Source organism: Pontibacillus chungwhensis BH030062 (assembly GCF_000770675.1).
GTDB lineage: Bacteria > Bacillota > Bacilli > Bacillales > BH030062 > Pontibacillus > Pontibacillus chungwhensis.
Genome location: NZ_AVBG01000008.1, coordinates 1 through 15,984, shown reverse-complemented (window position 1 = coordinate 15,984; position 15,984 = coordinate 1). Strand labels below are relative to the sequence as shown.

At 43.0% G+C, this 15,984-nt stretch carries 16 protein-coding genes; 11 read left to right on the top strand and 5 right to left on the bottom strand.

What is annotated here, in order from left to right:
• Positions 1-248 precede the first annotated feature (248 nt).
• From trpE to N780_RS11170, 9 genes are all read left to right on the top strand, one after another.
• A complete protein-coding gene (trpE, locus tag N780_RS11210; RefSeq protein WP_036783914.1) occupies positions 249-1,772 on the top strand; it encodes an anthranilate synthase component I in 1,524 nt (507 codons plus the stop codon).
• Positions 1,765-2,790 (top strand): anthranilate phosphoribosyltransferase, encoded by a 1,026-nt coding sequence (gene trpD, locus N780_RS11205; protein WP_036783911.1) that lies wholly within the window; start codon positions 1,765-1,767, stop codon positions 2,788-2,790. Before trpE ends, trpD begins: the two co-directional genes overlap by 8 nt.
• Positions 2,783-3,547 (top strand): indole-3-glycerol phosphate synthase TrpC, encoded by a 765-nt coding sequence (gene trpC / locus N780_RS11200; RefSeq protein ID WP_036783910.1) that lies wholly within the window; start codon positions 2,783-2,785, stop codon positions 3,545-3,547. Before trpD ends, trpC begins: the two co-directional genes overlap by 8 nt.
• Positions 3,540-4,199 (top strand): phosphoribosylanthranilate isomerase, encoded by a 660-nt coding sequence (locus tag N780_RS11195; RefSeq protein WP_036783908.1) that lies wholly within the window; start codon positions 3,540-3,542, stop codon positions 4,197-4,199. Before trpC ends, N780_RS11195 begins: the two co-directional genes overlap by 8 nt.
• Complete coding sequence (gene trpB, locus N780_RS11190) at positions 4,177-5,367, top strand: tryptophan synthase subunit beta (protein ID WP_036783906.1); 1,191 nt, start codon at positions 4,177-4,179, stop codon at positions 5,365-5,367. Before N780_RS11195 ends, trpB begins: the two co-directional genes overlap by 23 nt.
• 13 nt (positions 5,368-5,380) lie before the next feature.
• The gene (trpA, locus tag N780_RS11185) at positions 5,381-6,193 is read left to right on the top strand and encodes a tryptophan synthase subunit alpha (RefSeq protein ID WP_036784284.1); all 813 of its coding nucleotides are present in this window, start codon (positions 5,381-5,383) and stop codon (positions 6,191-6,193) included.
• 43 nt (positions 6,194-6,236) lie between these two features.
• Positions 6,237-6,836 carry an anthranilate synthase component II gene (locus N780_RS11180; RefSeq protein ID WP_036783904.1) on the top strand — a complete coding sequence of 200 codons (600 nt, stop codon included), beginning with the start codon at positions 6,237-6,239 and terminating at the stop codon, positions 6,834-6,836.
• Between the two features lie 239 nt (positions 6,837-7,075).
• Positions 7,076-7,372, top strand: coding sequence for a hypothetical protein (locus N780_RS11175; RefSeq protein WP_036783902.1), 297 nt, complete (start codon positions 7,076-7,078; stop codon positions 7,370-7,372).
• A 128-nt stretch (positions 7,373-7,500) separates the two neighbouring features.
• Positions 7,501-8,961 (top strand): FAD-binding domain-containing protein, encoded by a 1,461-nt coding sequence (locus tag N780_RS11170; RefSeq protein WP_052115025.1) that lies wholly within the window; start codon positions 7,501-7,503, stop codon positions 8,959-8,961.
• 61 nt (positions 8,962-9,022) lie between these two features.
• Here the strand turns inward: N780_RS11170 and N780_RS11165 are convergent, their stop codons facing one another.
• The 5 genes from N780_RS11165 to N780_RS11145 form a co-directional block, all read right to left on the bottom strand.
• A complete protein-coding gene (locus N780_RS11165; protein ID WP_036783900.1) occupies positions 9,023-9,919 on the bottom strand; it encodes an ABC transporter permease in 897 nt (298 codons plus the stop codon).
• A gap of 14 nt (positions 9,920-9,933) precedes the next feature.
• On the bottom strand, positions 9,934-10,938 hold the full coding sequence (locus tag N780_RS11160) for an ABC transporter permease (protein WP_036783898.1): 1,005 nt from the start codon (positions 10,936-10,938) through the stop codon (positions 9,934-9,936).
• A 176-nt stretch (positions 10,939-11,114) separates the two neighbouring features.
• Positions 11,115-12,785, bottom strand: a complete 1,671-nt coding sequence (locus N780_RS11155; protein WP_036783896.1) for an ABC transporter substrate-binding protein — start codon at positions 12,783-12,785, stop codon at positions 11,115-11,117.
• A 43-nt stretch (positions 12,786-12,828) separates the two neighbouring features.
• Entirely contained in the window at positions 12,829-13,803 is a 975-nt protein-coding gene (locus N780_RS11150) for an ABC transporter ATP-binding protein (protein ID WP_036783895.1), read from the bottom strand.
• On the bottom strand, positions 13,784-14,794 hold the full coding sequence (locus N780_RS11145) for an ABC transporter ATP-binding protein (RefSeq protein WP_036783893.1): 1,011 nt from the start codon (positions 14,792-14,794) through the stop codon (positions 13,784-13,786). Before N780_RS11145 ends, N780_RS11150 begins: the two co-directional genes overlap by 20 nt.
• Before the next feature lie 206 nt (positions 14,795-15,000).
• On the opposite strand from N780_RS11145, the gene N780_RS19250 reads away from it, so the two are divergent.
• Positions 15,001-15,312 (top strand): hypothetical protein, encoded by a 312-nt coding sequence (locus tag N780_RS19250; RefSeq protein WP_052115024.1) that lies wholly within the window; start codon positions 15,001-15,003, stop codon positions 15,310-15,312.
• On the top strand, positions 15,290-15,984 hold a 695-nt coding region (locus N780_RS19245; protein ID WP_198135855.1), incomplete at its 3' end, for an N-acetylmuramoyl-L-alanine amidase. The genes N780_RS19250 and N780_RS19245, both read left to right, overlap by 23 nt.

The window sequence follows — 15,984 nt, the reverse complement described above, 5'->3', positions numbered from 1 at the left end:
TTGTTTACAAGTTTTAGAAGAGATTAGATTAGAGAAATTTAGGCAAAGAGATGTATGTAGAGTAGAGAAGATTAGTATGATGTTAAGTAGAAGAGATTAGTTTAGGTGAGTTGAGAATGAGATAGGTGAGTTGAGGAGTTTTTAGTTGAGTTGAGTTGAGAATAGGTCCATCAAATAAGGATGGTTCCCCATATATTTATCCTCAAGCCCTCTCATTCTCCATGAATTTTTATGGAGAGGTGAGATCGATGAAAGACATACTTCAATTTTTACAGGAGTCGTCTACCCATAAGACGGTTCCCGTTACGTATCAGTGTTATAGTGATACCGTAACCCCCATTCAAATGTATGAACGCTTGCGCGAAGAAGCGGTTTATTTATTAGAAAGCGGAGACCATACCTCCTCTTGGTCTCGATATTCCTTTATTGGATTACACCCATTTATTACAATGACAGAAACGAATGGCCGAATTTCGTTTTATGATGAAGATCGGCAAGAAACAACAGAAGCAGATTCCCTTCAAGATGGTTTTGATCAAGTTTTTGATCGACTACAGGTGAAACTCCCGGATGTCCCATTGCCATTTCACGGCGGGGGAGTAGGATTTGTTTCTTATGACGCCATTTCTGATATGGAGAAGATACCAGCTCCTCTTTATGACGACTTAAATATGCCTCATTATCACTTTTTGTTTTGTCGAACCTTATTGGCTTACGACCATAAGTCGAATGAGCTAACTCTTGTTCGATTTGTTCGAAACGAGGGTGATGACGAAGATACACTTCGTCAAAAGTACGACGAGGCTGTGAATACGGTCAATGAACTTTTGTCAAAGCTTTCCTCAACACAAGAGGCGCAGCCATTTTTAGCTTTTCATAACCATAGTAAAGCAAACAGTCTCGAGGGTGTTGAGACGAACTATGAGAAGAGCAAATATAAAGAAGATGTAGAGAAAATTAAGGAATACATTCGCGCAGGAGACATATTTCAATCTGTATTATCCCAACGATTTTCAAAGAAAGTGAGTGTTGATGGACTTCAGTTGTATCGTGTATTACGCCATGTGAATCCATCACCTTATATGTTTTATATTAACTACCAGGATTATGAATTGATTGGTAGTTCCCCCGAACGTTTAATTCAGGTAGCTGATGATGAAATCGAAATCCATCCCATAGCTGGCACACGTAAGCGTGGGGAAACAGAAGAAGAAGATGATGCTTTGGCAGAAGACCTTCTCCAAGATGAGAAAGAGAGATCAGAACACTACATGTTAGTGGACCTAGCGAGAAATGATGTAGGTCGAGTAGCTTCTTTTGGAACAGTCAGAACCCCGGTGCTTTCTGAAATCATGAAGTTCTCAAGGGTTATGCATATGATTAGTAAAGTTACGGGGCACTTAAGCCCGGGGACGCATCCGATTGAAGCATTTCAGTCAGCTTTTCCGGCAGGAACGTTATCAGGAGCTCCTAAAATCAGAGCTATGGAAATCTTACAAGAGCTTGAGCCGACTGCCCGTAACGTATATGGCGGGGGCGTCGTTTACTTTGGCTTTGATGGAAACCTCGACTCGTGTATTGCGATTAGAACAATTCTACTTAAAGATCAAATGGCTCACGTGCAGGCTGGCGCAGGTGTTGTAGCTGATTCCGATCCTGAGAAAGAATGGCAGGAAACGGTGAATAAAGCAAGCGCGCTATTACAGACCATTGATCAAGCAGAAGAACTGTTTGGAACGAAATCTCACGAGGAGGAGACCAACTATGCTTAAAGCAACCCTAAACCGACTGTTAAATGAAGAGACTTTAACAGAACAAGAGGCCTTTCAGATTATGGATCTTATCATGCAAGGAGAAATCGGTACAGAGCAGCTGGCTAGTTTTCTGTCAATCTTGCGTTTTCGTGGAGAAACGGTCGAAGAACTACTAGGATTTACTAAAGGAATGCGTAAGCACATGCGAACGATTCAGCATTCAGAAGAGGTAGTTGTAGATACTTGTGGAACGGGCGGAGATGGTTTGTCTACATTTAATATCTCAACAGCCGTTGCAATCGTCCTAGCTTCAATGGATGTGAAAGTCGCAAAGCACGGAAACCGAAAAGTATCATCTGCAAGTGGAAGTGCTGACGTCCTGGAGTATCTCGGAGTGCCGGTTGATACAACAGCTGAACAAGCGGCTGAAATGCTGGAGACTACAGGGATGACGTTTTTATTTGCTCCAAATTATCATCAAGCCATGAAGCATGCTGTAACAGCAAGACGGGAACTGGGCTTTCGAACAGCCTTTAATGTACTAGGTCCTTTATCAAATCCTGCTAACGCTAGACATCAAGTGATCGGGATTTATGATACCTCTCTTGGAGAGAAGTTGGCTCATACTTTGCACGAACTTGGATCTGAGCATGTTCTGCTTGTAACTGGAAAAGATGGCTTAGATGAATTTTCGATTGCAGAACAAACGAACGTGGTGGAATTAAAAGAAGGTGTTGTGACGAGAACGACTGTTGAGCCCGAGCAATTTGGTCTGAAGCGTGGGCGTTTAGAAGATGTACAAGTCAAGAATTCACTAGAGAGTGCTAATCTCATACAGGCAATCTTTGAAGGAACCGCAAATGAGAGTGCGAGAGATATTGTTATCCTGAACGCTGGTGCTGGTCTTTATGTAGGAGGAAGAGTTTCTTCTATAGAAGAAGGGGTACAAGAAGTTCAGAAGGCATTAATGAATAAAACGGTTCATCATTATTACCAATCATTGCGACACACGCTGGAGGGAGCTCGTTATGCTTAATCGAATCATTGAAACGAAGAAAGAAGAATTGAGTATTCTTTCATTACCTGAACAAGCAGAAGTGGAAAAGCGTTCCTTTTATGAAGCGTTAAGTACGGGCGAAGATCCCGTTTCGCTCATTGCTGAAGTGAAAAAGGCATCTCCATCTAAGGGTGTAATTCGTGAAGACTTCCGTCCTGTCGAAATTGCTACTATATATAATGAAGCAGGAGCTAGTGCGATATCTGTTCTTACCGATCAGACCTACTTCCAAGGAAAGAGGGAAGACCTAACGGCAGTTAAGCAACACGTCACAGTCCCTGTTTTACGTAAAGACTTTATTATAGATGAGCTCCAAGTGGAAGAGAGTGCACGGATAGGGGCAGACGCGATTCTTCTTATAGGAGAAGTGTTAGAACCTCAGAAGCTTTACGAACTTTATCAAAAAGCCGCAGAGTTAGGTCTCGATGCTTTGGTGGAAGTTCATGCAGCGGAAACGCTCGAGCGCATTCTTGATGTTTTTCAACCGAAGATTATTGGCGTGAATAACCGAGATTTAACAACTTTTAAAACGACTCTAGAGCAAACAGAAAAGATTGCCAAGTTAATTCCTGAAGGTAGCCTTGTCGTTAGTGAAAGTGGTCTATTCTCTTATGAAGATGTGAAGCGGGTGAAACAAGCAGGAGCCAAAGCAATTCTTGTCGGAGAGGCTCTCATGCGTGAGAACAATGCTACAAAACAAATTCACAACATGTTAGGACGTGTACATCATGAGTAAAACCGCTCTTAAATTTTGTGGGAACCGAAGCTTTGAGGACCTAAAGAATTCTATTCAGTCAGGTGTCCCTTACGTAGGTGTAATCTTTGCTGAAAGTAAACGCCAAGTTCTTCCCGAGCAGGTTGCAGACTGGTTAGAGCGGTCGCCTTTAAGTGAGGATCAGCAAATAGTGGGTGTATTCGTAAATCCGTCCATCGCTGATATTGAAGAAGCCCTGCACCTGACTCATTTAGATATTATACAACTGCATGGAACGGAGACGTTGTCTGAAGTCCTAGCTATTAAAGAACGATTTAAGAAACCGGTTTGGAAGGCAATCCATCACTCTGAAGACGCGCTCGAAAGAATGGGCTTGTTTCAAGGTGTAGTTGACGGATACGTGGTCGACTCTAAAGTGAAAGGACACTGGGGCGGTTCAGGTGTTCGCTTTGACTGGGGGCAGGCTCCTTTCTATATAGAAGAGGGGAAAAGACAAGGCGTACCTTGCTTTATAGCTGGGGGCGTAACAGATGAAAATGTGCGTGAATTAGTAAAGTTAAAGCCTGAAGGTATTGATGTTTCTTCAGGGATTGAGACAGATGAAGCTAAAGATCTAGATAAGATGAGTAAATTTGTGAGGGGGACACATCATGTCAGTCGTATATCCGGATAATAGAGGCCGTTATGGTGATTATGGAGGTCAATTTGTACCTGAGACGTTAATGGCTCCGTTAAAAGAGATTCAAGATGCGCTTGATGAAGCTATGAAAGATGAGAGCTTTCAGGAAGAATACCGGAATGAATTAGAGCATTATAGTGGTCGTCCAACGGCTCTTACTTATGCCGATCAGCTCACGAAGACATTAGGTGGAGCGCAGATCTATCTGAAACGTGAAGATTTAAATCATACAGGAGCTCATAAACTTAACAATGCGATTGGTCAGGCCCTTCTTGCCAAAAGAATGGGCAAGAAAAAGATTATAGCTGAAACAGGTGCCGGTCAACATGGTGTCGCATCTGCTACCGTAGCTGCGAAGCTCGGGTTAGAATGTAAGGTCTTCATGGGAGAGAAAGATATTGAACGCCAGCAGCTAAATGTATTTCGTATGCAGTTGTTAGGAGCGGAAGTCATCTCTGTCTCTTCTGGTGACAAGACGTTGAAAGATGCCACTAATGAAGCGATTCGTTACTGGGTTGCTCACTGTGATGATCATTATTATCTAATCGGATCTGTTGTAGGTCCACACCCATATCCGAAGATGGTTCGCGATTTCCAGCGGGTCATTGGCGATGAAACGAAGCGTCAGTTCAAAGAAAAGGAAGGGGGTCTTCCTGATCGAATTTACGCATGCGTAGGTGGAGGAAGCAATGCCATTGGCATGTTCTATCCATTTTTAGAGGACGATGTGGAGCTTGTTGGTGTAGAAGCGGCTGGTAAAGGAATCGATACGCCTGATCACGCAGCAACGCTTCTTAATGGAACACAAGGAATTATTCATGGTTCTATGACGTATTTAATTCAGGATGATCACGGCCAAATCGTAGAGCCTTATTCCATTTCAGCTGGACTTGACTATCCTGGTATCGGGCCAGAGCATGCTTACTTGCACAGTTCCGGGCGCGTACGTTACGAATCCATTACAGATGCTGAAGCGTTAGAAGCTGTAAAGACCCTTTCTCAGGCAGAGGGGATTATTCCAGCTATTGAGAGTGCTCACGCCATTGCTCAAGCCGTTAAGGAAGCAAAACAAATGGATCCTAGCGAAACCATTGTAATTAACGTATCTGGTCGAGGAGACAAAGATATGAATACGATTATGGAACAATTTCAGGAGGGGTAACACGATGACGCAAATGGTCGAACAAACACGTTTTCAAAAGAGATTGAAGCGCGAGAAGGATTTATTTATACCGTTTATCATGGGTGGAGACCCGACTCCTGAGGCCACTGTTGAGATTGCATACACCATGCAGCAAAGTGGAGCTGATGTATTAGAACTAGGCGTTCCTTATTCAGACCCTTTAGCTGATGGACCAACGATACAAGAAGCAGCAGGTAGAGCTCTGGCGCAAGGAATGAACCTGACAGAAGCGATGAAGCTGGTTCCAAAGATGAGGGAGCGCGGAGTCACTATTCCGGTTGTCCTATTTACGTACTACAATCCTGTATTACGATATGGTCTTGAAGCTTTCGCGAAGGCGATGGAAGAAAATGATGTTGATGGGTTACTCATTCCAGATATTCCGCTAGAAGAAAGTGAAGATATTCGGGGATTTACAGAACAGTACGGGGTAGAGCTCATATCCCTTGTGGCTCCAAATTCTGAAGAACGCATTAAGCGCATTGCAGAGCAAGCAAAAGGGTTCCTTTACTGTGTTTCCTCCCTTGGTGTAACGGGTGAACGAAAGGATATGAACCCTGATATCGCTTCTTTCTTAGAGAAGGTGAAGCAATATAGCCAAGTACCTGTAGCGGTTGGGTTTGGGATTTCGAGCTATGAACAAGTCAAGCTCGTTCAAGGACATAGCGACGGTGTCATTATTGGAAGTAAAATCATTAAATTAATCGACGCTCATCGTGAAGCTCTATCAAATGAAGGGACTAGAGCAGGAGCGTTGCAAGAGTTACAGAGTGAAGTGGAGCAGTTAGTTAAAGGCAACGAATAATATTCCTTTGGAGCCGAGAATAGCCGAGAATAGGAGAGTAAATATGATCTTAATGATTGATAACTATGACTCTTTCACATATAACTTAGTTCAATATGTAGGTGAGATTTATGGAGATATCACAGTAAGGAGAAATGACGAGGTGAGTATTGAGGAGATTAGAGCTATGGCGCCTGATGCCATTATCTTATCTCCTGGTCCGTGTAGTCCAAATGAGGCTGGGATTTGCCTGGAGGTCGTTCGACAATTTGCTGGTGTCACGCCGATCTTAGGCGTTTGCCTGGGGCATCAAACGATTATTCAAGCGTTTGGTGGGGAAATCGGTCGAGCGAAAGAGTTGTTCCATGGCAAGACTTCGCTCGTTTTACATGATGGACGTAGCATCTATAATCAAGTTCCTCTTCCATTTACCGTGGCTCGTTACCATTCATTAATTGGAAGTGAAGTAACGTTGCCACAGAGTCTGGAAGTTACCGCGCGTACGCCAGAGGGTGACTTAATGGGAGTTCGTCACATGGATTTTGCAGTGGAAGGCGTTCAGTTTCACCCTGAATCGATCTTAACCGAACATGGTAAGAAACTCCTTCGTAATTTCTTAGACTATTATAAGGTTGGGACCGCTAAAAAAGAAGCAGTTCAATAGGTGTATAGAAGTAGTTCAGTATTTAAGGGGGTGATTCCCTTGAACTGGACTACTTTTTTGTATAGCGGGGAAGTGGGAAGTCTTACGTAAAGAAGGGAGTATCTATCTGTAATAAATATTTTACATAATATTATTAGAAAATTTAGAACAATCTACAAAATTCGCGCGTTTTTTCGCTAGAAACGTTTTATAATACTTGGGAACGGGTATTATATAAATATAATTAGGAGGGTATGCATATGACAATGACAGCAAAGTTTCTTGAATCGGACTTAAGTTTATTGCAAAGCATTTCCCGGGCGAAACAAGAACAAGATGAGAAAACTGTAGAGTATTTGATTACTTTTAGAAATGAAAATATCGTACACGTGCCTAATTGCTTAATTGAATTAAGAAACGGTCAATACGTTGGAAGTGGAGATTATATTCATAATCAAGAAGGTACCTTTTACTTATGCTCTGCCAATGGATCAACGAAGATGGTTGATGCAGATTTTGTTTACGAATTTTGCAGGGGAATTGCCTATCATTTATAAAGTTTATGTTAGATAGAGAAGGAGTACTCGGTAATCGAGTACTCCTTTTTTATGGAGAGCGCTTCTATTTCTGTGCGAATGTTTCCAATTTGATTTACAATAATTGTACATCAAGAGGGGGGATTCTTGTGTTACATGTAGTTTGGTATAAACGAGATTTACGTATTGGTGATCATCGTCCGCTTCAAGAAGCATGGAGAGAAAAGGAGCCTATTTTACCTCTTTATGTGGCGGAACCGTCTATTTGGCAAGAGAGTGAATTATCCATTCGCCATTTACAGTTCGTGAAAGAAAGTTTGGAAGATTTACAAGGAGCTTTTGAAAGATTAGGGGGATCAATGTTCGTGACGATAGCAGAGATGGAGAGCGTTCTAGGTACGATTTACGAATCTGTGGGCCCTTTTACATTGCATGCGCATGAAGAGAATGGAACTCCTGTTACATACGAGCGAGACAAACGTGTGCGTCAATGGATGAAGGATCGGGGTCTTCTTTTTCATGAATATCAACATTGTGGGGTTGTGCGGGGAGAGAGGAGCGAGGAACTTTTTAAGAAAGATTGGAAAGAGTTTATCGAAACGCCAGTTATGAATGCTCCTGATTCGATTCTGACTCTAGATCAGGAAATTCTCCCAAGTACGATTACCACTAATATGGATACGCTTTTGAGGTTTAAAATCGGAGGATATCGTATCAAATACGGGCAACAAGGGGGAGAAGGGCTGGCGCATGAAACGCTTGAGAGCTTTCTTGACGGGCGATTTACAAGATACAAAGAAGAACTTGCCAATCCTCTTGCTTCAACGAACACTTGTAGCCGGCTTTCTCCTTACCTTGCTTTTGGGAATATATCTATGAGGCAGGTCGTGCAGCTAACAAAGGAAGCGATTGAGCAATGTGATAAGAGTGATGACAAGAAACAATTAAAAGCGTTTAACTCTAAGTTGGAAGAGCATTGTCGTTCGATTCAATGGATTGAGGACCACCCTCAATTTGCTTGCAACTCTGGTAACCCTACATTCGATCCAAGTAGGGATGTATGGCAAGAAGGCTTTGAACGTTGGTCTAGAGGAGAGACGGGTTTCCCTATAATTGATGCGGCGATGCGAGCTCTAATAAAGACAGGATGGCTTAACTTTAGATCACGGGCCATGCTTTTATCTTTTGCGTGTCACACACTTAGAATGAACTGGAAGGAACCAGCTGACTACCTTGCAGGGCTTTTCGTAGATTATGAGCCTGGTATTCATTATAAGCAGGTACATTTAGTGGTTTCCCCTGAATCTATGAAAAGGGTATGTTTGTATGATCCGATCAAAGAAGGGAAAAAGCATGATCCGGAAGGGAGATTCGTGCGTCAATACGTGCCGGAATTAAAGCATGTCCCGGATAGTTACATTCATGAACCTTGGAAATATGATGGCTTCTTTCACTTGGATTACTATGGACCGATTGTTGATGTAGGTAAGGCTAATCGACATGTGAGAGCACGGATGGCAGACGTTGAAAGTAGTGGGGACGGGTTAAAAAAGAAGGAAGCGGATAAGGAAGGAAATGAACAAATCGTATTTGATTTGTTTACGGAATAAAGATGTATAAATGCGCGAAGGGTTAAATGGACTCTTCGCGCATTTTTCTTGGACAAAAGTGTTATTGTTTCATCTTAGGGTCCAGGGCATCCCGCAATCCATCCCCCATTAAATTGAACCCAAGGACCGTCAACATAATGGAAAGTCCGGGGAAAATCATGGTCCACGGGGCTTGTACGAGGTAACTTTTTGAATCTGCAAGCATTTTTCCCCAATCGACGTCTGGTGACTGTGCACCTAGACCAAGGAAACTTAGTGCAGCTACTTCAATAATCGCTGTAGCTACAGCAAGTGTCCCTTGTACAATGACCGGGGTCATACTGTTAGGGAGTACGTGATGGAAAAGGATCCGCGCATCATTCATGCCAATTGATCTGGCTGCTGTGATGTATTCTTCTTCTTTCACACTCAACACTTTTGAACGAATGAGTCTACCGAAATTCGGTACGTTAATAACAGCGATGGCAATGAGTGCATTTTGTAAATCCGGTCCTAGTATAGCTACGATTGCAATAGCGAGAAGGATGCTAGGGAAGGCTAGCAAGATATCGAATATTCTTGAGATGACTGTATCTACCCATTTTCCGTAAAAACCGGCTAATATCCCAAGTGTACAGCCGACTAGAATGGATCCTGCAACACAAGAGAAACCGACCCAAAGCGAGATTCGTGCACCATAAATAATGCGTGATAGAATATCTCGTCCGAAGTCATCTGTCCCGAGCCAGTGCTCAGCAGATGGACCTTTTAATCGATTTAATAGATCTGGTTTCGTATGATCATAGGGCATAATAAGTGGGGCAAAGAGCGCCACTAAGATAAAAAAGACAACAATACTCAAGCCTGCGATAGCTATTTTATTTTTGGCAAAGCTTCGCCATGCGTCACGCCAAGGAGATGATGGTTTTTCGATAGAGGTGTTCGCAGGTTGTTGAAGTGAGGGTGTGGTATGCTGCATGTGTTTCCTCCTTTCTATTTATAATCGATTCGTGGATCAATAAAGGCGTAAAGCAAGTCCACAATAACGTTAATAAAAACGAAAATCGTTGCAATTAATAGAATCCCAGACTGAATAACAGGGTAGTCTCTGTACTGGATGGCATCGTAAATATATCGACCGATTCCAGGCCAACCGAAGATGGTTTCGGTTAAGATCGCACCACCTAGTAAAAGACCGGTTTGAAGCCCAATAACGGTAAGGACGGGAATCACGGCATTTTTTAGAGAGTGCTTGTACACCACCCAGAAGTTTGTAAGCCCTTTTGCGCGTGCCGTGCGGATATAATCAGAACGCATGACCTCAAGCATTGATGAACGAGTCATCCGGGCGATAATGGCCATTGGGATAGTGGCAAGAGCAATCCCGGGTAAAACTAGGTGCTTCGCTACGTCTGTAAACTGTTCCATATTTCCTTGTAAAAGTGTGTCCACCAAATATAAATGCGTGATAGGGTCGATTACGCTTGAAGCTTCATAACGGCCAGTAGAAGGGAGCCAGTCTAATTGAACAGAGAAGATATATTGCTCCATTAAACCGAGCCAGAAGATTGGCATCGAAACACCAATAAGAGCAAAAATCATAGCGGTATAGTCGAACCAGGAATTATGAAACCAGGCGCTAATGATTCCTGCGTTGACTCCGATAAAGATCGCAATGATCATAGCGATCATCGTTAATTCTACTGTAGCAGCGAGATAGGGGAAGATCTCCTGGCTGATTGGAACGTCCGTTTTAATAGAGGTCCCAAGGTCCCCTTGAAGAAGACTGCCGATATAATCTACATATTGGATATGCCATGGTTGATCAAGTCCGAGCTGCTTCTCTACTTCAGCAATGGCTTCAGCGGTTGCTCTTTGCCCCAATATAATCTGCGCTGGATTACCAGGAATTAAGTAAATGATTGAAAAAACAAGTAAACTCATACCAAACAAAACAGGTAAAAGCATAAAAATCCTACGAACGGCATAAGCCCCCATACGACACCTCCCGTAATAACAAACTTTACTGCTTTATCATAAAGAAGGGTGCCAGACACCCTGCACCACTTTAACGCTGTACAACAACTTAGGGTGTCAGACACCCTTCAGTTCTTTAATGCTGTACAGTATGGCATGGTGTCTGACACCGTTTCTTGCTTTAATGCGTGAAATTTTTATTTGGTGAATTCTGTGTTTGTGACTGGTTCAGATCCGGTTGGGTGCGGGATGTAGCCGCTGATTTCCTTTTTAGCTGCGATGACTGGAGTTGAGTGAACAAGTGGGATCCATGGCGCGTCATTGTGTACGATGACTTGTGCTTCTTTGTATAGCTCGTTACGTTTGTCTTGATCGGTTATCGTTTGAGCTTCAATCAAGATGTCGTGAAGCTCATCGTTTGAGTAGTAAGCATAGTTGTTACTGCCGATGCTGTCTTTATCAAGTAAAGTGTAAATGAAGTTGTCAGGGTCGCCATTGTCACCTGTCCAGCCAAGTAAGAAGGCATCAAAGTCACCTTTGCTGGCTTTCTCAAGATACGTACCCCAGTCAGCTGTTTGTAAGTTCGCTGTGACCCCAATTTCCGCGAAGCTTTGTTGTAGGACTTCTGCGATTTTTTGGCCTTCTGGAATGTAAGGGCGTGGAACAGGCATATACCATAAGTCAAACTCGAAGCCATCTGCATATCCGGCCTCAGCCAAGAGAGATTTAGCTTTCTCTAAATCGTATTCATAATCCTCAATAGCATCGTTGTATCCTTCGATGCTTGGAGGCATAACTGTTTTTGCAGGTTCTGCTAACCCTCCGTAGAAGGCTTCAATGATTTGATCCTTTGGTACGGCATGAGAGAGAGCCTGGCGCACTAATACATCAGCCATTGGTGTTTCGCGATTCATAGTAAAAGCCATGTATCCAATATTCATAGACGGGCGTTCTAATAGCTGAAGAGTGTCATCTGCTTTGATTCGTTCTACATCAGAAGGATTCACGCCATCAATGAGGTCAACTTCTCCTGACATAAGAGCATTCAATCGAGCAGAGTTCTCAGGAATAACCGTGTAAATCACTTTACTAAGCTTTGGTAGTCCTTCTTTCCAGTAATCTTCGTTCTTCTCTAATACAATACGTTCGTTACGTTTCCATTCAGAGAACTTAAATGGTCCTGTTCCAATAGGGTTCTCTGTAAATTTATCACCGTATTCATCGAGGGCAGCTGGACTTGCCATTCCGAATGGGGACATAGCTAAGTTTTTCAGGAACGGAGCTTGAGGGCGATTTAAAGTAAATTGAACAGTTAACTCGTCAACGGCTTCGACGCCTGCGATAACGTGTCCCTCGTCTCCTTTAAATCCGCCAAACATGGTGTAGTAAGGGAATTGATCTGCATCCCCGTTCATCCAACGCTCAAAGTTAAATACAACTGCTTCTGCGTTGAAAGGAGTTCCGTCATGGAATGTCACACCTTCTTCAAGTGAGAAGGTATAAGTTAACCCATCCTCAGAAACGTCCCACTCCTTAGCCAGACCTGGAACTAATTCTGTATTTGTATCTTCATAGTTTAATAAGGTTTCAAAAAGGTTTTCTGTTACGCGGAATGTTTCACCTTCCGTCGTTGTAATCGGATCAAGGGCTGTTGAGTCTCCACCGCGAGCATAAACTAAGGTGTCCTTTACTTCCTCAGTTCCCTCTTCTGATGCTTCGTCTGTCGTTTCTTCTGTTGTGTCATCGGTTTGGTCTTCTGTAGCAGGTTCCTTCGTTTCGTCTTCTTTCTCCTTGTCACTGCAACCAACTAAAGCCACAGATAAGACAAGCATAAGTAGTAATGATAAAAGCCAAAAACGTTTCGTCATGCGTGAAATTCCCCCTTAAATGTTAGATAACTTTATATAAATGTTACGCATCACCATAAAGGTGGCACGCAACGTGATGCCCTGGACTAATTTCTTGAAATGTAGGTCGGCTCGTTTTGCAGACATCCATACACTCCTTGCACCTTGTGTGAAAGGCACAGCCCTTAGGAGGGTTAGAAGCACTCGGGATCTCTCCTGTTAAAACTTCGCTATCTGACTGATCGTCTGGATCTGGTACAGGAACAGAAGAGAGGAGAGACTTGGTGTAAGGGTGAAGCGGTTCCTCGTAAAGTCTTTCACTGTCTGTTAGCTCGACCATTCTTCCTAAATACATTACGCCAACACGGTCGCTGATATGACGAACAACTCCTAAATCGTGTGCAATAAAAATATATGTGAGGTCAAATTCAGCTTGTAAATCCTTTAATAAGTTCAAAACTTGAGACTGTATGGAAACGTCTAGAGCTGATACAGGTTCATCTGCAATGATGAGCTTTGGATTTGTCATTAATGCACGAGCAATGCCGATTCGCTGGCGCTGTCCGCCGCTGAATTGGTGGGGATAACGCTCGGCGTGGTATCGGTCTAATCCGACGGTTTCGAGCATGTTCATGATTCGTTCTCTCCGCTCTTTTTTATCCTTAATGCCATGAACAATGAGCGGCTCTTCTAGGATCTTCTCAACTTTGTGCCTTGGATTAAGGGAGGCATAGGGATCTTGGAAGACGAGCTGCATTTCTTTTCGGATCTTTTTCAATAGTTTAGGTGAAAGTGCTTGGATATCTTTGTCCTCGAATCGTATTTCACCATCTGTAGCTTCCTGGAGGCGGAGTAAGAGACGTCCAATTGTCGACTTTCCACACCCACTTTCCCCTACAAGACCTAACGTTTCTCCTTTGTACACGGCAAAAGAAACCCTATCTACGGCTTTGACCTCTCCAACTTTTCTACCGAGGATGCCACCGGTAATGGGGAAGTATTTCTTAATCTGGTTTACTTCAAGGAGTGGTAGTTTCATGGCTTTCCTCCTTTGCCTCTGTGTCATATAGAAAGCATCTTACTTGTTGATTTTCCTCTGCCTTGTATAGAGGAGGGTCTTCTGTGAAACATCGCTCCATTGCATGTTCACAACGCTCCGCAAATCGACAGCCCTTATCAATGGATCCAGGCTTTGGCACATTGCCAGGTATAGATTGAAGGCGATCTTTCTTAGAACGAATATCTGGAACAGATGCGAGGAGTCCTTTTGTATATGGATGTAAAGCGTGTTTAAAGATCGTCCTAACAGGCGCTTCCTCAACAATTTTTCCGGCATACATGACCACCACTCTGTCACAGACTTCAGCTACAACACCGAGGTCATGAGTAATCATCATGATGGATGTATGAAGCTTTTTATTTAATTCTTTCATCAACTGAAGTATTTGTTTTTGGATCGTGACATCTAAAGCTGTGGTAGGCTCATCCGCAATTAAAAGTTGGGGTTCACAAATCATGCTCATCGCAATCATAACCCTTTGTCTCATACCCCCTGATAACTGATGTGGGTAATCGTTAAGTAGTTGCTCAGCTCTCGGTAGCCCAACAAGCTCAAGCATCTCAACTGATCGCTTTCTCGCCTTTTCTTTGGAGCATGATTGGTGGGTATGAATGGCTTCTGTGAGCTGGTTCCCTATCTTAAATAGGGGATTGAGTGAGGTCATGGGCTCTTGAAAAATCATGGCAATTTCATTTCCCCTTATAGACCGCATTCGTTTTTCAGTAGCTTTCGTAAGGGATTCCCCTTGAAACAAAATCTCCCCATCCACGATTCTCCCTGCTTGAGGGAGAAGGCCCATAATCGATAATGATGTAACGCTTTTTCCGCAACCGGATTCTCCAACAATCCCCAATACTTCTCCTTTGTGAATGGTGAAATCGATATGATCGACTGCTGGTACGATTCCATTATCAGTAAAGAAACTTGTTCGTAATCCTTGTACATGTAAAATGTCCTGCTGCTTGTCCACAGTTCCACCTCTTTCTCTATATCTAGTACTATCACTCTATTCACGTAACGAAATGAATATTCACAAATTGATTTTTGGTAGAAGATAGGCACCTTATATTAATTTGGACGCGATTATAGAGGAGAAAGGGGTTGTTTTTCCTGGATTATACAGTCAAAAGTGGACCACCTTTCATACTTTATAGAAAGAGAAAAGGAGGTGAGTATATGAAGAGGAACAAATGGAAGAGTTATCGACTATGGGTAGCTATTGCTGCGCTATTGGGAATGTTCTTGCAAGATTGCGGGTTTATCGATATGGTAGATCGATATGAAATGTACGTGAGCGTGATTCTTTCCATCTTAATCTTCCTTGGCGTCATCCATTCACCTGAGAAGGAAGTCATTAAGGAAGTATTAGAAGAGGAAATCAAGTCTAAGGAAGAAGAACAACAGCCTTTAGATCAGGAGGCAAATAGAGAAGTTATAGAAGAAGAGACGAAGAAGGAGGAAGAGGATGAAAATCAAAAGTCTACCTAAACTAGTAGATCTACGTGGGAAAACAGCGCGGGATGGGGATTATAAACGGTTTGGTTTAGAGAGCAAGACAGATATTGCGATTCACCATTCGTTAACGGATGAGGGGGACTCAGAAGCCTTTGCCAGGTATCATGTCCATACGAATCAATGGCCAGGTATCGGCTATCACTTTGTCATTCTGAAAGATGGAACGATTGAATGGAACCACGATTTGGATCGAATGAGTTATCACGTAGGAAATGGGAATAAAAGAGCGATCGGAGTTTGCTTAGTAGGGGACTTCAGGTATTATGAGCCGAGTCTGGATCAGAAGAAAGCACTCAGACTCCTTCATGAGGCATTGAAGGAAGAGATGCCTCGCTATGAGCGTACGTTAGGTCATAATGAATTTCCAGGTTATGAATGGAAAGCTTGTCCTAGTTTTGACTTTAGGGCTGTGTTGGATAAAGCGAAGGTGGAAGCAGACGTCAAAAGATACCGAATAATGACAGGCACATTCTCTACAGCTGAAGAATTGTCAAAAGGGAAAAAGCGTTTATTAAGCCGCTTTAACTGGACGGTGTATGAACGAGCGGACCATTCAAACTTTAACCCACCTTACCGACTCATAACAGGCACATTTGTATCAAAAGAGGAAGCTGAGCGGTATGCATCGGTACTAGAGGAGGAGTT

Excerpts from the sequence above, each read along its gene's own strand:
- N780_RS11195 (WP_036783908.1), top strand. The coding sequence starts at position 3,540 with ATGAGTAAAACCGCTCTTAAATTTTGTGGGAACCGAAGCTTTGAGGAC.
- trpB (WP_036783906.1), top strand. The coding sequence starts at position 4,177 with ATGTCAGTCGTATATCCGGATAATAGAGGCCGTTATGGTGATTATGGA.
- N780_RS11175 (WP_036783902.1), top strand. The coding sequence starts at position 7,076 with ATGACAATGACAGCAAAGTTTCTTGAATCGGACTTAAGTTTATTGCAA.
- N780_RS11155 (WP_036783896.1), bottom strand. The coding sequence starts at position 12,785 with ATGACGAAACGTTTTTGGCTTTTATCATTACTACTTATGCTTGTCTTA.
- N780_RS11165 (WP_036783900.1), bottom strand. The coding sequence starts at position 9,919 with ATGCAGCATACCACACCCTCACTTCAACAACCTGCGAACACCTCTATC.
- trpD (WP_036783911.1), top strand. The coding sequence starts at position 1,765 with ATGCTTAAAGCAACCCTAAACCGACTGTTAAATGAAGAGACTTTAACA.
- trpC (WP_036783910.1), top strand. The coding sequence starts at position 2,783 with ATGCTTAATCGAATCATTGAAACGAAGAAAGAAGAATTGAGTATTCTT.
- N780_RS11150 (WP_036783895.1), bottom strand. The coding sequence starts at position 13,803 with ATGAAACTACCACTCCTTGAAGTAAACCAGATTAAGAAATACTTCCCC.
- N780_RS19250 (WP_052115024.1), top strand. The coding sequence starts at position 15,001 with ATGAAGAGGAACAAATGGAAGAGTTATCGACTATGGGTAGCTATTGCT.
- N780_RS11180 (WP_036783904.1), top strand. The coding sequence starts at position 6,237 with ATGATCTTAATGATTGATAACTATGACTCTTTCACATATAACTTAGTT.
- N780_RS11160 (WP_036783898.1), bottom strand. The coding sequence starts at position 10,938 with ATGGGGGCTTATGCCGTTCGTAGGATTTTTATGCTTTTACCTGTTTTG.
- trpE (WP_036783914.1), top strand. The coding sequence starts at position 249 with ATGAAAGACATACTTCAATTTTTACAGGAGTCGTCTACCCATAAGACG.
- trpA (WP_036784284.1), top strand. The coding sequence starts at position 5,381 with ATGGTCGAACAAACACGTTTTCAAAAGAGATTGAAGCGCGAGAAGGAT.